Raw genomic sequence first — 18348 nt, 5'->3', positions numbered from 1 at the left:
TCAAGTTTCCTTCTCTAGGATGGCACTGAGCGAATGCCGAACTGCCTGGAATTCCTGCTCCATGTCGGTGAGGATGACGGCCGCGCCAACGGTGGTGTCGGTGCGGCCCAGTGTTTCCATGTCCTTGCACATCTGCGCCAGCGCTTCGGCGCCCACATTGGCGCTGCTGGACTTGAGGCTGTGGGCCACCTTGCGCACGTTGCCCGCGTCCTTGTCGGCGATGGCGCAGCGCAGCGTCTTGAGGTGGCCCGGCGTGTCGTCCACGTAGGCGGCAATCACTTTTTGCACCAAAGCGTCGCCGCGGTCCTTGGACAGGGCGCGAATGTTGTCCAGCGCCTGGCGGTTGATGACGTCGCGCTGGATCACTTCGCGCGTTTCGCGCGGCAGCACCGGCGGCTCGTCATCGTGGTGGACGCTGGCGGCAATCGGCAGCCCGATCCAGCGCCCGATGACGGCGCCGAGCTGCTGGTGGGTAAACGGTTTGCTCAGGTAGTCGTCCATGCCGGCCGCCAGGCAGGCTTCGCGGTCGCCCTGCAGGGCGTTGGCCGTGATGGCGATGATGGGCAGCATGCGTCCGCGTCCGCTGGCCTGTTCGTGGCGGCGGATTTCGGCCGTGGCCGCGAAGCCGTCCATGACCGGCATCTGGCAGTCCATGAGGACGATGTCGTAGCCGCCGGCGCGCGCTTCCTGCAGCGCCTCGGCGCCGTTCCTGGCGCAGTGGACCGCCATGCCCAGGCTGTCGAGCATGGCCTTGGCCACTTCGACGTTGACGGGATTGTCTTCGGCCAGCAGCACGCGCCGCACGCGGGCCGGCCTGGCGCCGGCAGCCCCCCCGGCCTTGCCGGTCCCGGGCAGGGCGGCACTGGCCGGCTCCGCTGCGGGCGGCGGCACGATGCGGCTGCCGCGCGGGCGCGTCATGATGCATTCGAACAGGTCGCCGGCGCGCGCCGGCTTGATCAATTGGTACGCCACGCCCGCTTCGCGCCGCTGCACCGGGTCCGCGGCCAGCCGGTTGTCGCTCACCAGAAGCAGGCGCGTCGAGCGCGTGGCCGGGTCGCCCTTGATGGCGGCGGCCAGCGACAGCCCGCTGGTACGCTGCAGGTCCATGTCGATCAGCGCCACGTCGTACGGCTTGCCCGCCTGGGCGGCAGCGGCCAGGCGCTCGACGGCGTCCAGCGCCGACCTGGCGCAGTCGGTGCTCACGTGCCAGTGCGCCAGCTGCTGTTCGAGCACGTCGCGGCTGTCTTCATGCTCGTCCACGATCAGGATGCGCATGCCTTCGACCGGCTTGAGATTGGCGCCCGGTTCGTCGGCGTCGACCCGGCGCTTGTCAAAGGAGACGGTGAACCAGAAAATGGAGCCGCGCTCAGGCGCGTTGTCCACCCCGATCTTGCCGCCCATGAGTTCGACCAGCTGGCGCGAGATGGCCAGGCCAAGGCCGGTGCCGCCGTACTTGCGGGTGGTCGAGTCGTCGGCCTGCGAAAAGGCGTCGAAGATGCGGGTGCGCGCTTCGCGCGAGACCCCAATGCCGGTGTCGTGCACTTCAAAGCGCAGGCTGACGCTGGGTCCATCTTCGCCAATGACCTGCACCTTGGCCAGGATCTGCCCGCGGTCGGTAAACTTGATGGCGTTGCCCAGCAGGTTGGCGATGATCTGGCGCACGCGATTGGGGTCGCCGCACACGGCAATCGGAATGTCGTTGGCGATGTCGAAGTCCAGCGCCAGGCCCTTGCCGTGGGCTTGCGGCGTGTAGATGTTGTTGATGTCGTCGAGCAGGTCCCACAAATTGAAGTTGATGTACTCGATCGACAGCTTGCCCGCTTCAATCTTGGAAAAGTCCAGGATGTCATTGATGATCACCAGCAGGTGCTCGCCCGAGCTCTTGACCAGCTTGGTGAAGTTGCGCTGGGTGTCGGTGAGCGCCGTGCCAAGCAGCATTTCGGTCATGCCCAGCACGCCGTTCATGGGCGTGCGGATTTCATGGCTCATGGTGGCCAGGAAGGCACTCTTGGCGCGGCTGGCCGCTTCGGCCGCGTTCTTGGCCTTTTCCAGCTGCTCGGTGCGCACGCTCACCTGGCGTTCCAGTTCGTCGCGGTGATGGGTGAGGGCGGCGCCGCGCCCTTCGATCTGGGCCAGCATGTCGTTGAAGCTGTTGATGAGGGTGCCCAGCTCGTCGGTACGGTCGTGGGCGATGCGCAGGTTGTAGTTCTGGCTGGCCGACACTTTCTGTGCCGCGTTGATGAGCTTGGTCACGGGGTCGGCAATGCTGCCCTTGAAGCGGCTGGCCAGGATCAGCGCCACGATCAGCGAGCCGCCCATGGCCGCGCCGATCACGCCCAGGCTCTTGAAGATGTCGAGCCACATGTCGGTCAGGTCCGCTTCGATCATGACCACGCCGATCTGGTGCTCATTGCCCGTCACGGGGCGGTACAGGCGCATGCGGGTAGACCAGAAGGTGCTGCCCTGGCGGTTGGCCGCTTCCAGCGCCTGGTCGTCGGTGCCGATGGCGGGCATGCCGGAGGCGGCATCCTTGCGCCCGGGCGGCAGGTACTGGGCAAACAGCTTGCCGTGGCGGTCGAACAGGGCCGCATTGGAAATATCATCCTTGGCCTTGAGCGCGGACAGGGTGTTCAGTGCCTGGGTGCGGTCATTGAAGGTGAGCGCGTCCACACTGTTGGTGCCGATCACGCCGGCAAAGGAGGACAGCTGCATGCCTTCATCCTTGCGATGATTCAGTACCGAGGTCACGGTGAAGGCAATAAAGACGAACAGCAGCGCCGTCCCGGTCGACAAGAATGAAATGATGGTCAGCTTCTTGTTCAGACTGGAGCGCTCAAAATTCAGCATGGTCGTATTTTGTTTTCGTGAAGGAATAGATTCCGGCAGGAAAAAATATACGTGCAAAGGGTGGGATCAGCCTTGATCGGAAACAAGAAGACAAGAAGGCTTAGCTTCCGCGCAACTGGAGAGGGAAATAAAAAAAGACGCCGCAGCGTCTTTTTAACAGCATCCTCCGCGCTTCCCGGCGCCGCCATACCTGGCTTCCTGGCGCTCGCGGAAAAATTCTTCGTACGTCATCATGGGCGCATCCGGATGGGTCGCCTCCATATGCGCCACGTAGGTCCCGTATTCAGGCAGGCCCACCATGAGGCGCATGCTTTGCCCCAGGTAGCGGCCGGCCTGTTTGAGTTCGCTGAACATGCGTGCCCGCTCAGCTTTGCATGGCCGGGGCCGCCACGAAAGGGGATTCCTGCGTGCTTGGCCCGTCAAGCTTGCGCGCGGCCAGCACCGTGCGCACCCCGAAGAACAGTACCGACAGCACTACCAGCATGAAGAAGCCGGCCAGTCCCGCGTCCAGGTAGTCGTTGAACACGATGCGGCGCATCTCTTCCATGGTCTTGGCCGGTGCCAGCACGATCCCCTGGTCAATGGCATCCTGGAACTTGCGGGCATGGGCGATGAAGCCGATGCGCACGTTTTCGTGGAACATCTTTTGCCAGCCCGCGGTGAGGGTGCAGATCAGCAGCCAGGCCGTGGGCACCATGGTTACCCACGCATAGCGGGCCCGCTTCATCTTGAACAGCACGCAGGTGCCGAGGATGAGCGCAATCCCGGCAAGCATCTGGTTGGCAATGCCAAACAGGGGCCACAGGGTATTGATGCCGCCCAGCGGATCGACCACGCCCTGGTACAGGAAGTAGCCCCAGGCGGCCACGCACAGCGAGGTGGCAATCAGGTTGGCCGGCAGCGATTCGGTGCGCTTGAGCGACGGGGCGAAGGTGCCCAGCAAGTCCTGCAGCATGAAGCGGCCCGCGCGGGTGCCGGCATCGACGGCGGTCAGGATAAAGAGCGCCTCGAACAGGATGGCAAAGTGGTACCAGAAGGCCATCATGGCCTTGCCGCCCAGGGCGCTCGACAGGATGTTGGCCATGCCCACCGCCAGCGTGGGGGCGCCACCGGCGCGCGAGATGATGGAGGACTCGCCCACATCCTTGGCCGTTTGGGTCAGCATTTCCGGGGTGACGTAGAAGCCCCACTGCGAGATGACGGCCGCTGCACTGTCAGCCGTGGTGCCCAGCACGGCAGCCGGGCTGTTCATGGCAAAGTAGATGCCAGGCTCGATGGTGGATGCAGCCACCAGCGCCATGATGGCCACGAACGACTCCATGAGCATGGCGCCGTAACCGATAAAGCGTGCGTGCTGTTCATTTTCCAGCATTTTGGGCGTGGTGCCGGAAGCGATCAGTGCATGAAAGCCCGAGACCGCGCCGCAGGCAATGGTAATGAACAGGAAGGGGAACAGGCTGCCGGACCACACCGGGCCGGAGCCGTCAATGAACTTGGTCACGGCCGGCATTTTGAGCTGCGGCGCCACCACCAGGATGCCAATGGCCAGCGCCACGATGGTGCCGATCTTGAGGAAGGTGGACAGGTAATCACGCGGGGCCAGCAGCAGCCACACGGGAATGACCGAGGCAACGAAGCCATAGCCGATCAGCATCCAGGTCAGCTCCACCCCGCTGAAGGTGAACATCGGACCCCAGACCGGACTGTCCTGCACCATTTGCCCGCCCACGATGGCCAGCATCAGCAGCACGAAGCCGATCAGCGAAATTTCGCCAATCCGGCCCACCCGGATATAGCGCGAGTACACGCCCATGAACAGGGCAATGGGAATGGTGGCCATGACGGTAAAGCTGCCCCATGGCGAGTCGGCCAGGGCCTTGACCACAATCAGCGCCAGCACCGCAAGAATGATCACCATGATCATGAAGGTGCCAAACAGTGCAATGACGCCCGGTATTTCGCCCAGTTCCGACTTGATGAGGTCGCCCAGGGAACGCCCGTCGCGGCGCGTGGAGATGAACAGGATGATGAAGTCCTGCACGGCGCCGGCCAGCACCACGCCGGCCAGGATCCACATCATGCCCGGCAGGTAGCCCATCTGCGCCGCCAGCACGGGGCCGACCAGCGGGCCGGCGCCGGCAATGGCGGCAAAGTGGTGGCCAAAGAGTACGTAGCGGTTGGTGGGTACGTAGTCGAGGCCATCGTTATACTTGTAAGCCGGGGTCTGGCGATTCGGGTCCAGTCCCAGCACGCGCGTGGCAATGAACTGGCTGTAGAAGCGGTAGGCGATCAGGTAGACGCAAATGGCAGCGGCCACGACCCAGATGGCATTGATGGATTCGCCGCGCTTGAGGGCAATGTAGGCCAGTGCGAACGCACCGCCAATCGATAGCGCAGCCCAGCCGGCGTGGCTTGTGAGACGTTTCATGTTGACTCCTGTGTTGTGTTTTTATGTGCCGCGCCTGTGGTCGGCCGTGGCCTTGGCCGGCCAGGCTTGCGCGCCGCTTGCAGCGAGTATTGGTCAAGCACCCCGGCCGGACAAGCGCAGCACTACGCACCGGCCTGCGTAGTACTACGTAGGCGCCAATGACAGAAGCGACGTAGAATCTGCACATGAATTCTTCCCTACCACTGCCTGCATGAAGCTGCGCCAAAAGTTCATCTTTCTGGCGCTGACCCCGCTGATTGTGGCGCTCATTGCCATTGCCCTGTTCGTGCGCCACCAGGCCGGCACGCTGGCCCAGCAGCAACGCGACACCATCCAGCAAGCCTACCTGGCCAGCAAGGAGGCGGAATTGAAGCACTACATTTCGCTGGCGGCGCGCTCGGTGGCGCACCTGTACAAGTCCGGCAAGCGCGACGCGGCCACCATGGATGAAGCCAAGCGCATCCTGTCGTCACTGAGCTATGGCGACGATGGCTATTTCTTCGTCTACGACTTCCAGGGCAATGCCCTCATGCACCCGCGCCAGCCGGAGCTGGTGGGCCGCAACTTGTGGGAACTGCGCGACGCCCGGGGCGAGCCGACCATCCAGCGCCTGATCGCGCGCGCCCGGGCCGGCGGCGGCCTGCAGCGCTACAGCTGGGCCAAACCCTCGTCCAACAAGACCGCGCCCAAGCTGGGCTACGTGATTCCCATGGCGGACTGGGGCTGGATGATGGGCACCGGCATCTATCTCGATGATGTGGACGCGGCCCTGGCCAAGATCGACGCCCAGCAGTCGCGCCACATCCAGAGCACCATGCAATGGATTGCCGCCGTTGCCATCCTGAGCGCGCTGGCGGTGGCCGTGTCGGGCCTGGCCCTCAACATCAGCGAATCGCGCGTGGCCGACGCCAAGCTGCGCGTGCTGGCGCAGCGCGTGGTGGAGTCGCAGGAACAAGAGCGCTCGCGGCTCTCGCGCGACCTGCACGACGGCATCAGCCAGTGGCTGGTATCGATCAAGCTGCAAATCGAAGCAGGCATCATTCGCCTGCACGGCGACGCCGGGCAACAGCAGGCCGCGTACGCGAGCTTCGAGAAAACCGCCAGCCAGCTCAATGATGTGCTGGCCGAGGTGCGGCGCATTTCGCACGACCTGCGCCCGGCCATCCTGGACGACCTGGGGCTGGCCGCCGCCCTCGACCATTTGGCCGAGGAATTTACCCAGCATAGCGCGGTGCCCGTCCATTTTGTCCAGCGTGGCAGCACGGACGGGCTGCCGGATGTGGCCAATACCGTGCTGTTTCGTATCGCCCAGGAAGCGCTCACCAATATCGAGCGCCACGCCGGGGCGCGCCGAATCGCCATCGAACTGGCGCGCGCGGGACGGCGCGTGACGCTGACCGTGAGCGACGACGGTGTCGGCTTCGATTCGGCGCACGTGGCCAGCCACCCCCGGCGCGGCATCGGCCTGCGCAACATGACGGAGCGCATGGTCGCCATCGGGGGCGAGCTCGACATCGTCTCCACCCCGTCCGGCACGCGCGTCAAAGCCTCTGTGAACACGACAACATGACCGAACTTATTGATCAACTCATTCATATTTTGCTGGTGGACGATCATCCCCTCGTGCGCGACGGCCTGCGGGCGCGGCTGGAAGCCGTGCCGCACTTCCGGGTGGTGGCAGAGGCGGGCGGGGCCGAGGAAGCGCTCCAGCAGGCCGGCCGCGACAGGGTGGACCTGGTGCTCATGGACATCAACATGCGCGGCACCAATGGCATCGAAGCGACCGCCCAGCTGCGCGAGCGCTTTCCCGGCATTGCCGTGCTGATCCTGTCGATGCACGACAAGCTCGAATACGTAAGCCAGGCCATGCAGGCAGGCGCCCGCGGCTACGTGCTCAAGGATGCACCGGGCAAGGATATTGTGCTGGCCATCGAGACCGTCATGGCTGGCGGCATCTACTACAGCGCTCCCCTGGCGCGCCAGCTGGCCCGGCCCCTGGTGCAGGATAACCAGCTTACCTCGCGCGAGCAGGCCGTGCTGCGCGAACTGGCAAATGGCCAATCCAACAAGCAGATCGCCCGCACGCTCGACCTGTCGGTGCGCACCGTCGAAACCCACCGTCTCAACATCAAGCGCAAGCTTGGCATTGAGGGGCAGGCCGAGCTCATCAAGTACGCCGTCCAGCATGCGCGCTTTGAGTAGCATCAACAAAGTGTTGTTGTCGGCCAGCGAATTTCACAACTCTACGCGAAATGTTTCATAAAATGGCCGTACGGAAACTTATTGCATTGCGTTTGATCAATATCTCACATAACATGGCAGGATCTTAGAACGTGGACAGTCGATGGCCCTTACCGATTCCTTGTCTTTTCCACTAGTTCGTATCGAACCGGTTGCCAACCTGCAGAATGCATGGGTGTCGCTGTCCATCCGCGTCAGCCAGGATGCGGAGCAGCTGCCGGCCGCGCTGCACAGTATTTTCGGCGCGCCGGATCTGCTGGCCGCCATTGCACCCTTGAACTGCGTGCTCATGCTCGACTCCGCGGCCGTGATCGACCCGGCCCTGGAAGCGCTGATGCCGCCCAGCCGCGTCGCCTTTGCCTTTGGTGCAGCCTCGCTGCAGGCCGAAGACGCGCGCAAGCGCACGCTGGCCCTGCACGAGAAGGGCCACCGCGTACTGATCGACGGCGCGCTGCCAGCGGACACCGCTGCCCCCGCCGGACTGACCGGCGTGGCCACGGACGTCACGCACCAGGGCCCCGGCGCCACCGTGCTGCCCCTCGTCTTTGGCCCGCATCTCGCGCATGGCGTGCACACGCACGCGCGTTACGCTGAATGCGCGCGCGTGGGCTACGAATGGTTCAGCGGCGACTACCCGCTCCATCCCAAGCCCAGTCACAACCCGGACGACGGCAGTTCGCGCAAGCGCCTCATGACGCTGCTCGGCTGTCTCGCGCGCGACGCGGACACGCGCGAGATTGAAACGCTGCTCAAGCAAGACCCGGCACTGTCCTACCATCTGCTCAAGCTTGCCAACTCCGCCGCCTTTGCGCACAGCACGCCCATTGCCAGCTTTGGTCAGGCGATCAGCATCCTCGGGCGGCGCCAGCTCCAGCGCTGGCTGCAGCTGTTGCTGTACGCGCGCCAGCAGGCCGACGGCCTGCCCAACCTGCTGCTGCCCATTGCCGGCATGCGCGCGGCGCAAATGGAAATGCTGTGCAAGCTGCAGGGGGGCGAGCGCGATGACCAGGACCTCGCATTCATGACCGGCGTCTTCTCGCTGCTCAACCTCCTGTTTGGCATGACGATGGAACAAATCGTGGGCGCTCTGAGCCTGCCGGCCATCGCCTCGGATGCGCTGCTCACGCGCAGTGGCAAATTCGGCCAGCTGCTGGCCATGATCGAAGCGGACGAAGTATCGCCTGACATGCTCGCTGGCGCCGCCATCACGCCACTGCAGTGGTGGAATTCGCAGCTGCATGCCTACCACTGGGCGATCCAGGTAAGCCGGAATCTCTGACATGTTTCTGCGACCGGCAAACGACATCATGAGCAGCAGCGCCGCCCTGTGCGAGGCGGTGATGCACATGCGCGGCCAGATGCTGGCCGACGAAATAGGCCGCATCGCCCGCAGCCTGCTGGGTAGCCCGTGGGGCCTGTTCGTGCCCTGCGACGCCTCGGCCGATGACGATGGCAGCGACCTCATTCCGGACACCATGCAGGGCCTGGTGCAGGATATCGCCTGCAACGGCCGCCGCTTCGGCCGCTTTGCCGTGTGGGGCCGCGCCATCTACGACGACGGCGACCGCGATCATCTGGCAAGCCTCGCCAAGCTCACCGCCAATCTGCTGCAGCTGCACTCGCTGGCCATGCGTTCGACCCACGCGTACGCCGAAATCGAACGCCAGCTCTCGCACCAGGCCCAGATCCTCGACCGCATCAACGAATCGGTGCTGACCATGGATGCGACGGGCTACATCACCAGCTGGAACAAGGGCGCCGAGCGCCTGTTTGGCTACACCGCGCTGGAAGCGGTGGGCCGCAACATCCTGTTCCTGTACGTGGACGAAGAAGCGGGCTTTCACGACGCCTTCGTGGAGCAGGGTGGCAAGGTGATGGAAGTGCGGCGCCGTAAAAAAAACGGTGACGTGTTCTGGGCCAGCATGTCCATGTCGCCGCTACGCGACGCGGCTGGCCATCCGGCCGGATTGATTGCCTACCTGAGCGACATCACCGAGCGCAAACGCACCGAGGAAAAGCTGCATCAGCTGGCGTACCACGATGCGCTGACCAACCTGCCCAACCGAACCTTGATGATGAAGCTGCTGGACCAGTCGATGTCTGTCGCCCAGCGCAATGGATCGACCGGCTGCGTGCTGTACGTGGACCTTAACCGCTTCAAGGACATCAACAACGCGCTGGGACGGCGCATTGGCGACGAACTGCTGCGCGAAGTGGGCAAGCGCTTTCGGGCCACGCTGCGCGAGCAGGATGTGGTGGCACGCCTGTCGGGCGACGAATTCGGCGTCGGCCTGTTCGACCTGCGCCAGCATTTTGAAGCCGGCACGGTGGCGCGCAAGCTGCAGGCCGCGCTGCTCGATCCCTTCCTGATTGAGGGGCACGACCTGCGCGTGGGCGCCAGCATCGGCATCAGCGTCTACCCGCAAGATGGTACGGACGCCGAATCGCTGCTGCGCCACGCCGACATCGCCATGGCGCGCGCCAAACAGCGCAGCCACGGCGAGGACGAGAGCGTCGCCTTCTACTGCCACGACATGAACCAGGGCATGCAGGAGCGCATGCGCCTGGAGCACGACCTGCGCCATGCGCTGGTCAATAATGAATTGCTGCTGCACTTCCAGCCCAAGTTCGAAATCGGCAGCAACCGCATCGTGGGCGCGGAGGCGCTGGTGCGCTGGATGCATCCGGAGCGCGGCATGGTCTCGCCAGGTGAATTCATTCCGCTGGCCGAATCGACGGGCCTGATCGTGCAGGTGGGCGAATGGGTGCTGGAAGCGGCATGCGCCCAGGCGGCGCGCTGGAAGAGCGCGGGCGTGCTCCCGTTTCGCATGGCGGTCAATGTCTCGGCCCGCGAGTTCGTGGCGAGCCTGCCCTCGCGCGTGGCGGCCACGCTGGCGCGCCACGGGCTGGAGCCATACTGGCTGGAGCTGGAGATCACCGAGAGCACGCTGATGCACGACATCGAGCGCGTGATCGACATCATGGACCAGATCAATGCGCTGGGCGTGTCGCTCTCGCTCGATGATTTCGGTACTGGGTATTCGAGCCTGTCGTACCTGAAGCGCTTTCCGATCGATACGCTCAAGATCGATCAGTCCTTCACCACCGGTATTCCGCTCGACAGCAGCGACTGCGCGATTGCCAGCACCATCATCAGCATCGGCCAGCAGCTCGGGCACCGCGTGATTGCGGAAGGGGTGGAGACGCCGGAGCAGCTCAAGTTTTTGCTGGGGGCGGGATGTGATGAGGTGCAGGGATACTACTTCTCGCGCCCATTGGCGGCGCTGGCGTTTGAAAAAGCGCTGCGCGAGGACTGGCCGGCGGCGGTGTGAGTTGGCAGGATGCCCACGACAAGCTGATTTCTGTATAATGCGGGTCTGCAGGAAGCGTGGCCGAGTGGTTGAAGGCACCAGTCTTGAAAACTGGCGACGGTGTGAGCCGTTCGTGAGTTCGAATCTCACCGCTTCCGCCAAGATATAGAACAAAAGCCCCACGAGTTGGGGCTTTTTCAATTCTAGTTCGGGAAATTTTTTCGATTTCGCGTCATGCAGAGAAGATCCCGATACCGATATCCCGGACATTTCGTGCTTGCATCACTGGATGGCGAACAAAACCGTATCCTTCAGCCGTCCTTTAGCGCTACTGCAGCACCCATACATATTGAACGGGCTGCCACTGCGGCTCCGGCGTCACATCTTTGCCTGCCCGCTTGAAACTGCATTTGCCAAGGGCGTCGAGTACCGCATTGTCCAGGTTCACGAAGCCACTTGATCTGACAATCTTCCTGTCGATGACATGGCCGTCCGGCCCGATCAGAAATGAGGCGTTGACAATGCCTTGCTCTCCGTTGCGGCGCGAGTCAGCCGGATATTCCGGCTTCTTGCACGTCGATTGCTCGGCGAGCTGTACTGGATTGGCCTCATGTGCCCGGTCCTTCGCCTTGTACTCATCAATGACAGCCTTGGCCTTGCCGTTTAACTCTTCTGCCAGCAGTTTGCAACCTGAAGTACTGCTCATGCCAGTGAGACGGCGTTCGATTTCACCTGCCGCCCCGATAGCGTTATCGTAGTAACCGTTCGCATGGATTCGTAGCGCGCTGCTATAGCTCTCCCATGAGCGCTGCAAATGCTCTGGCACCTCGCCTTCGCTGACCAGTTTGGGCATCGTAATCGTGACTTCCGGCCTGGTATTTATCGACACGAGCTTGCATGTCGCGCCTGCGGGCACGAGTTTATAGTTCCAAAACACTTGCCATTTCGTGTAAATTTCATGCCGGGTACCGTCCTTGCCAACGGGGCCATTTTCCTGCATCGCCTTGCGCAACTGCTCCATCGTGGCGCCTCGCACGTCGTAGTACTCCACCGTGGGTTCTGCCGCCCAGGCCGTATTAGATAACGCTAGCGTCAAGAAGGCGAACGTCGTGCGAATCAGCCAGCCGGCAATTGAGGCTTTGACGGTGGCAATTGGCAAGCATGCCGTGACGGGCTGGGATGAACGCATGTAGGTCGCACTTGATGTTATGGATTTGGCAATTATTATACAACATCGGCATTCCCGTAAGAGGCATCAAAGATGTCTTGCTGGTTTGTTTTCCGGAAAATGTGTTCCCCGAGACGGGGCAGGGTGGCGTAACGGATGAACGAGAAAGGAAGTCGCGATGGTGTTTGAGTGTTTATGCAGTGGATGCGGCGAGGTTCATCAAGGTATGCCCGCGTTTGGTGCCAACGCGCCCCTGAGCTATTACGCCGTCCCGGTCCACGAACGTCAGGCACGCTGCCAGCTTGATTCGGACTCCTGCGTCATCGACCAGGCGCAGTATTTTGTTCGTTGCTGTCTCGAAATTCCCGTGCTTGAGGAAGCAGAGCCGCTTTCTTGGGGGGTGTGGGTGTCGCTGAGCGAGCAAAGCTATCAGCAATGGGCAGCGTGTTTTGATGCCGATACGCGGTCGCATATTGGCCCCTTCTTTGGATGGTTGAATGCAGCCCTCGGGCCGTATCCCGACACTGTCAATCTGAAGACCCGTGTTCATCTGAGGGATGGCCGATTTCGACCCTACGTCGAACTGGAGCCGAACTGTCACCCGCTCGCTATCGAACAACGCGAGGGGATATCCGTTGCGCGGGTAGCGCAGCTCTACGCGGCGGTAGTGCATCCCGTAGAAGGCTGTCGCCATGCTGATTGAGTCGGTGACGGCATGCGCTGACTTTTCGCAGCTTGTTGGGCGGCGTGTGAATGCCTATTTCCATGCCGATGGCTATTGGCGATTCTTTGTCGCACTCAGGATGAAAAATGGTCGCAGTGTCGTGTTTTCTACTGAGGATCGGGGTTTGGCCAAATACTTCGAGGTGTTCCCGTTGAAGTTCGATCTTGAACCGTCCGAACCACGGGAATGGGTCTCGCTTGAGCCGCTCCTCATCAAAACGGCAAGGCCGCTTTGGCGATTGGAGTGGCTGGAACGTACGCCGGACAATGGGAAGTTTCTGGGATCTGGGCCGCATCATATTCACCACGCGGGTGCGGGCCCGGTGTCGCAAACGGCGGTACATGCCGCGCGTGTTCTTGCCGGGATTGCATTATCGGGCGCCGCTGGCCGGACGCTTATCGTATCTGCGTCCGATAGCGCTCCCTTCAATCTTGACATTGCTGTTGAACCGGCGGCAGTTGCGAGTATGATCCGCAACTTCTCCAGCCCCCAGCAGTAGTGTATGCCCTGAATGCAGCCGAAGCTAGGTCTACAATCCCCACGCGAAGAAAAAGGGCGGAGAGGACATCTGTAGCTGACCGCCGGGTTGCGGTCACAAAGATGAAACAAGGTGCGCGCAACGCTCGCGCATGATCTTCACGATGAGCGAAAATCAGCTGTGGACGGGCCCCACCCACGGCACGTCCGGCTTTCGACGTCGTGCCCTGCGTGATCGGCTGCCTGGATCTTTAGCTCATCGCGTTCCAATTAGCGTGGGCACGGCATCAACGCCACCAGAACCCGTGCGCTTTGCAGCAAACAGTTCAAGCGGCACAGCGTCGGCCATCGCCCGCATACCAAGGTCGCCCGGGTGCAGATGATCGCCGCCGTCGAACGCCGGCAGCAATCGCGCCGGATGATCGGGATCGCGGACCGCGCGGTCGAAGTCAATCACGCCATCAAACTCTCCGCTGGTGCGAATCCACGCATTCGCCGCCTGCCGCACGCGCTCTTTCTCTGGCGAATAATAGTCCGGGTAGATGGTGCCTTCGAAAGGCGTCATGGTCCCACCGTAAATTTTCAGGCCCCTGGCGCGGGCCCGCGCGATCAGCTGGCGGTAGCCGGCGACCAGGTCGTCCACCGTCACGGCCTGCTCCAGAGTCGAACCAGGGGTGCCAGGCACGCCGATGTCGTTAATCCCAAGTAGCACGATCACATGCTCGACACCGGCCGTCGCCAGCACATCGCGGTCAAAACGCGCCAAGGCGGCGCGTCCGGCCAGGCCATCTCCCCCGGAATCGCGCAGCAGACGGTTGCCACCGATGCCGCGATTGACGATGCCAATGGCTGGCGTCGGATGCACCAACGCCTTACCCGCCGCCGATGCCGCCCTTGCCGCACTTTGCACGCGCCGCGCGAGCAAATCGGGCCAGCGCTGATTGGCGTCGAGCGTTGTGATGGCGCCCTCGGTGATGGAATCGCCAAAGGCCACCAGTACCGGGGCGCGCGAGAGGACATCAACCTGGGTCAGGAATGGCCAGGACGTAATCGCTTTCTGGGTGGGCAGCACGCTTGCAGCTGCAAAGTTGCCCGGCGCGGAAACGTAATTTGTCTGGAATGCGTTTTCGTGGATGGTTGTGACCTGCACCTGCGCGGGAAAGTAAAGGCTGATGGCCAGATCCGACGATGCCGGCACGTCAAACGCAATCGGGTCGCTAACGGCCGGTGAGCCGGCCGGTATGGTGACGGAACGGGAGCCGGAAAAGGTGAGTGCGCGGTCGCTGCCCGGAACAATCTCGGCACCGGTGCGCTGCAGGGCGATGCGCGCTGCTCCGATGTACAGCGGTACGGCGCCGTGTTCGTTCGACACGCGAATGCGCACCTGTGAGCCGCCGATGCTGGTATGAACGATCAGGCGAAGCGTCTGGTTCGCAAAGCTTTGTATGCTGCCAGGTGCCGTCGGGCCTGCCGGTGCAGTGCCCCAGGTACCGGTCCATTGCGCAGCTTGCTCCGGCGGCGCTTGCTCACTGGTCAGGCGGGCAGGGGAGGTGCAGCCGGCGCTCACGACGGCAAACGCGAACAGGCAGACACCGCTGGAGCGCGCCAGCGCCGATTGGGTAAAAAGCTTCATGAATCTCCTCAGAATGGCAGGTGGGATTGCTTCAGGAGTCGCACAAGGGCCCTGCCGTTATATGGCGCCGGTCAGCCGCCGAGAGGACGTATCACTAGCCGCGATTGTTTTGTGCGAGCCGATGCGTACTCAGCCGGTAAATTGATGGGCGTTATTCTACGCTGCGGGCAAGGGTAAAGGAAGACGACCGGGGCCGCCTCCAGAGGCCAGTACCGTCAATAAAAAGGCCCCGCACTCACCGAGGCGGGGCCGTGACCGCAGCCAACTGGCCGCTTTACTTTTGATACACCCGCACGTAATCGACCTGCATCGTCTGCGGAAATACCGTCCCCGCATCCGGCGACCCCGGCCAGTTGCCGCCCACTGCCACATTGAGCAGCATGTGGAAACGCTTGTCAAACGGCGCCGGGAAGGCGCCGCCGCTGGACCACCAGTCGGTTGCCGTGTGATAGAGCACGCCGTTCAGGTAAAAGCGAATCTGGGTCGGCTCCCATTCCACCGCATAGGTGTGGAAGTTATCCACCACGCTGGCCGCAGGCGCGGTATTGCCGCCTTTGTGGACATTGTTGGGCCAGGCGCCGCCGTAGTGCAGGGTGCCAAAGATGGAGTTGCCGCCCGCGCCGCCCAGGTTGACCGCTTCCACGATGTCGATTTCGCCGCTGGCAGCCCAGCCGCCGTAGGCAAAGTCGGTTGGCAGCATCCAGATCGCAGGCCACAGTCCCTGGCCGCGCGGCAGTCTGGCGCGCGCTTCCATGCGCCCGTACAGCCAGTCGCCCTTGCCACGGGTGCGCAGGCGCGCGGACGTGTACTGGCGGCAGCCGTCAGTGCTGCAATAATTCTCGCGCTGCGCCCGGATCGTGAGTGCGCCGTTGGAAACGAAGGCGTTTTCCGGCCGCGCCGTGTAGTACTGGAGTTCGCCATTGCCGCCGCCTGCGCCATTGACTTCAAATTCCCACTTGTTCATATCGACACTGGTGCCGTTGAATTCGTCCGCCCATACAAGGCGCCAGCCGCCCGTCGGTGGCGGTTCGACAGTGGCGCCGGTCACGGGCTCGAAGGCCCAGCGCTGGTTGGCCTGGTTGCCGCAATCCCATTGCTGGATCACGGCACCCGCCGTGGTGCTCCAGCCCGGTACGTCGAGGCAGCGATTGCTGTTGCGCGCAACGATCTGGTAGCCGCTGCTGGTGGCATTGACGCTGAAGCGCTGGTTCGGCTGCTGCGCGTCGCCGCGCTGAATCACCTGGGCGCCATTGGCGGTAGATCCGCCTGCAATCTCCAGCGCCAGGCCGCTGTTGGCGTTGGCGAACCAGTAGCTGCCGTTGCCTCCGGCCAGTACATGGAAGCGCTGGGCCGATGTGGCGGCGCACGTGGCCTGCACGGCCCTGGCTCCGGCGTTGATACTTGCGCCGTCGATGCCCAGGCACAGGCGAGAATGGTGAGAACTGAGCGCGTACAGCCCCACCGGCAGCACGCCCCGTCCGGCATCGCTGCGGGGGTAGAAGTGGAACTGCTGTGCGGCCGTATTGTTGCAGGTGGCTTGCTGGATGTTGGCGCCGGAGGCGAGCGATCCGCCGGCCACGTCCACGCATTTCTTGCTGTTGACGTTGGTGAGCACGTAGCGGTTGCCAAGGGTACGGGCCACGGTGAAGCGCTGGGCATTGGTGCCGTTGTCGGTCCACTGCTGGACGTTGGCGCCATCCAGGGTCGACGACGCGCTCACATCCATCACCTTGCCACTGCCGGCATTGGTCAGCTTGTAGACGCCGGCTGCGGGCTGGCTCACATCGAACACCTGGGCCAGGTTGGTGTTGCAGTCTACCTGCTGGATGTTGCCGCCGTCGGCCATGCTGGCCCAGGCCACGTCCACGCACTTGCCGCTTTGGGCATTGACGATGACGTAGCGGCCCGGTGCCAGACTGTCCGCCGCCGTGCCTTGCACGAGCACGGCGGCGGTCTTACTGGCACGCGCGGCGATGGCCGTGTGGTCCTGGGGGTTGTCGGCGCAGGCGGCCAGCAGGCCGGCCGCGGCCAGGGGAAGCAGCTTCCCCGCGAAGAGTGTGTTTTTCATGTTGTCTCGAATGGTTTTTATAAAGTGACAGGTGGACTTGCCCATGGATGAAGGCATCCGCGGGCAGGTCTTCCCGACTAGCTGAATCGCATCTTCATTGGAAGCGTATCCAAAAATGATACTAGCATCAATAATGTGAGTGCGGCCACTGATATATGTACGTGGTGGTAGGCCACTGTTGCGGGCCGGCCGTGTTGCCTTATACTCTATAAAAAATTTGGACAACAATGCTCACTTCGAGGACGGGAAATGTTTAATCATGTGATGGTTGGGTCGAACGATATCGAACGGTCGAAGCGCTTTTACGATGCCTTGCTCGGCATGCTGGGTGCGGGCGAGCCCCACCGCGATGTGGCTGCCAGTGGCCACACCAGGCTGTTCTATCGCCACGACGGCAGCACCTTTTGCGTGAGCGAGCCGATCAATGGGGAAGCGGCCACCGCCGCCAATGGGGGCACCATCGGCTTCAAGTGCCATTCGCCGGAGCAGGTCGTGCAGTTCCATGATGTGGCAGTGGCCAATGGCGGCACCTCGTGCGAAGAGCCGCCTGGCCCGCGTGAAAGCCAGCTCGGCGCCATGCATCTGGCCTATGTGCGCGATCCGGATGGCAACAAGCTGTGCGCGCTTCACCGGGTCAAGGCCCGGTAAGCAGGCGGATGGCGGCGTGCCCAGGCGGGGCGCAGTCCCTGGCCCCTGGCCAGGCGAACGCGGTGCGTCTCGTGGTCCGCGTGACTCGTCCTACAAGGAAGCTTCCCCTAGTCCGACAAACAGCCTGCCGAACCGCCGAGGCAGAGTAAGGCCGAGCTGGTTAAGATAGTCTCACTCAAGCAGACGTACACATCAGTGGTACGTTTCCTCAGTTATCAGACTCAAGGAGATCATTTATGACTAGCAAGAGCAAAAACCAGCAAGGCGGTAAGCATATGTCCCAGGGCGGCAACAAGTCGGGTTCGTCGGAAGATTCAATGAACAATATGCAGTCGGGTTCGCAAAACGCGGGCAGCCAGCAGTCGGCGTCGCAAAATGCGGGCAATCAGCAGTCGGCGTCCAGGCAATCCGGCAACCAGCAGTCGTCGTCGAAGCAATCCGGCAGCCAGCAGTCGTCCTCGCAGAATGGGGGCAATATGCAATCCGGCTCGCAGTCTGGTAATCAGCAGTCGTCTTCGCAAAAGTCCGACAACAAGCAGTCGTCCCAGAGTTCCGGCAACAAGCAGTCGGCCTCGCGCGAGTCGCAGATGGAGCGCTCGGACAGCCAGCAGTCATATAACCAGGGTGCCGGCAAGAAGCCAGGCAATGTCGGCGGCCGTTAAGGGCTAGCCAGATGCGGAGGGCAGGTCCTCCGCCCAGTCATACGGAAACGCCACGAGTCGATCGTGGCGTTTTCGCTTGTGAAGGGAAAAACTGCCCAACAGTTAAATGTAAATTTTACATTTGCATTATTTCAAGAAATA

Annotated in this window: 14 protein-coding genes and 1 tRNA gene; 9 read left to right on the top strand and 6 right to left on the bottom strand. The window is 62.5% G+C overall.

All coding sequences use genetic code 11. The features are described 5' to 3' along the window. The 3 genes from KY495_RS01085 to KY495_RS01075 form a co-directional block, all read right to left on the bottom strand. Positions 1–2847 (bottom strand): response regulator, encoded by a 2847-nt coding sequence (locus KY495_RS01085; RefSeq protein WP_219881950.1) that lies wholly within the window; start codon positions 2845–2847, stop codon positions 1–3. A 153-nt stretch (positions 2848–3000) separates the two neighbouring features. After that, positions 3001–3201, bottom strand: coding sequence for a YbdD/YjiX family protein (locus tag KY495_RS01080; RefSeq protein ID WP_219881949.1), 201 nt, complete (start codon positions 3199–3201; stop codon positions 3001–3003). A 10-nt stretch (positions 3202–3211) separates the two neighbouring features. After that, positions 3212–5275: a carbon starvation CstA family protein gene (locus tag KY495_RS01075; RefSeq protein ID WP_219881948.1), complete on the bottom strand. Its 2064-nt coding sequence runs from the start codon at positions 5273–5275 to the stop codon at positions 3212–3214. A gap of 211 nt (positions 5276–5486) precedes the next feature. Between KY495_RS01075 and KY495_RS01070 the strand changes: the two genes are divergently transcribed. The 5 genes from KY495_RS01070 (at position 5487) to KY495_RS01050 (ending at position 10988) form a co-directional block, all read left to right on the top strand. Further along, positions 5487–6845 carry a cache domain-containing protein gene (locus KY495_RS01070; RefSeq protein WP_219881947.1) on the top strand — a complete coding sequence of 453 codons (1359 nt, stop codon included), beginning with the start codon at positions 5487–5489 and terminating at the stop codon, positions 6843–6845. After that, entirely contained in the window at positions 6842–7477 is a 636-nt protein-coding gene (locus tag KY495_RS01065; protein WP_219881946.1) for a response regulator transcription factor, read from the top strand. The genes KY495_RS01070 and KY495_RS01065 overlap by 4 nt, the downstream gene beginning before the upstream one ends. A 142-nt stretch (positions 7478–7619) precedes the next feature. Beyond that, on the top strand, positions 7620–8795 hold the full coding sequence (locus KY495_RS01060; RefSeq protein WP_219881945.1) for an HDOD domain-containing protein: 1176 nt from the start codon (positions 7620–7622) through the stop codon (positions 8793–8795). Between the two features lies 1 nt (position 8796). After that, positions 8797–10848, top strand: a complete 2052-nt coding sequence (locus KY495_RS01055) for a bifunctional diguanylate cyclase/phosphodiesterase (protein ID WP_219881944.1) — start codon at positions 8797–8799, stop codon at positions 10846–10848. A gap of 50 nt (positions 10849–10898) precedes the next feature. Further along, positions 10899–10988, top strand: a tRNA-Ser gene (locus tag KY495_RS01050). Between the two features lie 167 nt (positions 10989–11155). On the opposite strand, the gene KY495_RS01045 is transcribed toward KY495_RS01050, so the two are convergent. Further along, positions 11156–12016, bottom strand: a complete 861-nt coding sequence (locus tag KY495_RS01045) for a TonB family protein (RefSeq protein ID WP_219881943.1) — start codon at positions 12014–12016, stop codon at positions 11156–11158. 157 nt (positions 12017–12173) lie between these two features. Between KY495_RS01045 and KY495_RS01040 the strand changes: the two genes are divergently transcribed. Beyond that, positions 12174–12698 (top strand): DUF2199 domain-containing protein, encoded by a 525-nt coding sequence (locus KY495_RS01040; protein ID WP_219881942.1) that lies wholly within the window; start codon positions 12174–12176, stop codon positions 12696–12698. Next, complete coding sequence (locus KY495_RS01035; protein WP_219881941.1) at positions 12688–13218, top strand: hypothetical protein; 531 nt, start codon at positions 12688–12690, stop codon at positions 13216–13218. The genes KY495_RS01040 and KY495_RS01035 overlap by 11 nt, the downstream gene beginning before the upstream one ends. A 234-nt stretch (positions 13219–13452) precedes the next feature. On the opposite strand, the gene KY495_RS01030 is transcribed toward KY495_RS01035, so the two are convergent. Together KY495_RS01030 and KY495_RS01025 are read right to left on the bottom strand one after the other, a co-directional pair. Further along, positions 13453–14829 carry an SGNH/GDSL hydrolase family protein gene (locus tag KY495_RS01030; protein ID WP_219881940.1) on the bottom strand — a complete coding sequence of 459 codons (1377 nt, stop codon included), beginning with the start codon at positions 14827–14829 and terminating at the stop codon, positions 13453–13455. A 274-nt stretch (positions 14830–15103) separates the two neighbouring features. Further along, a complete protein-coding gene (locus KY495_RS01025) occupies positions 15104–16897 on the bottom strand; it encodes an RICIN domain-containing protein (RefSeq protein ID WP_219881939.1) in 1794 nt (597 codons plus the stop codon). Positions 16898–17146: 249 nt separating this feature from the next. Here KY495_RS01025 and KY495_RS01020 point away from each other — a divergent pair, with 249 nt between their 5' ends. Both KY495_RS01020 and KY495_RS01015 read left to right on the top strand, forming a co-directional pair. Then, a complete protein-coding gene (locus tag KY495_RS01020) occupies positions 17147–17545 on the top strand; it encodes a VOC family protein (RefSeq protein ID WP_219881938.1) in 399 nt (132 codons plus the stop codon). A 236-nt stretch (positions 17546–17781) separates the two neighbouring features. Continuing rightward, positions 17782–18207, top strand: coding sequence for a hypothetical protein (locus tag KY495_RS01015; RefSeq protein WP_219881937.1), 426 nt, complete (start codon positions 17782–17784; stop codon positions 18205–18207). Positions 18208–18348 lie beyond the last annotated feature (141 nt).

The organism is Massilia sp. PAMC28688, from assembly GCF_019443445.1.
In the GTDB taxonomy this organism is placed as follows: domain Bacteria; phylum Pseudomonadota; class Gammaproteobacteria; order Burkholderiales; family Burkholderiaceae_D; genus Telluria_A.
This window is presented reverse-complemented; position numbering and strand designations above follow the sequence as displayed.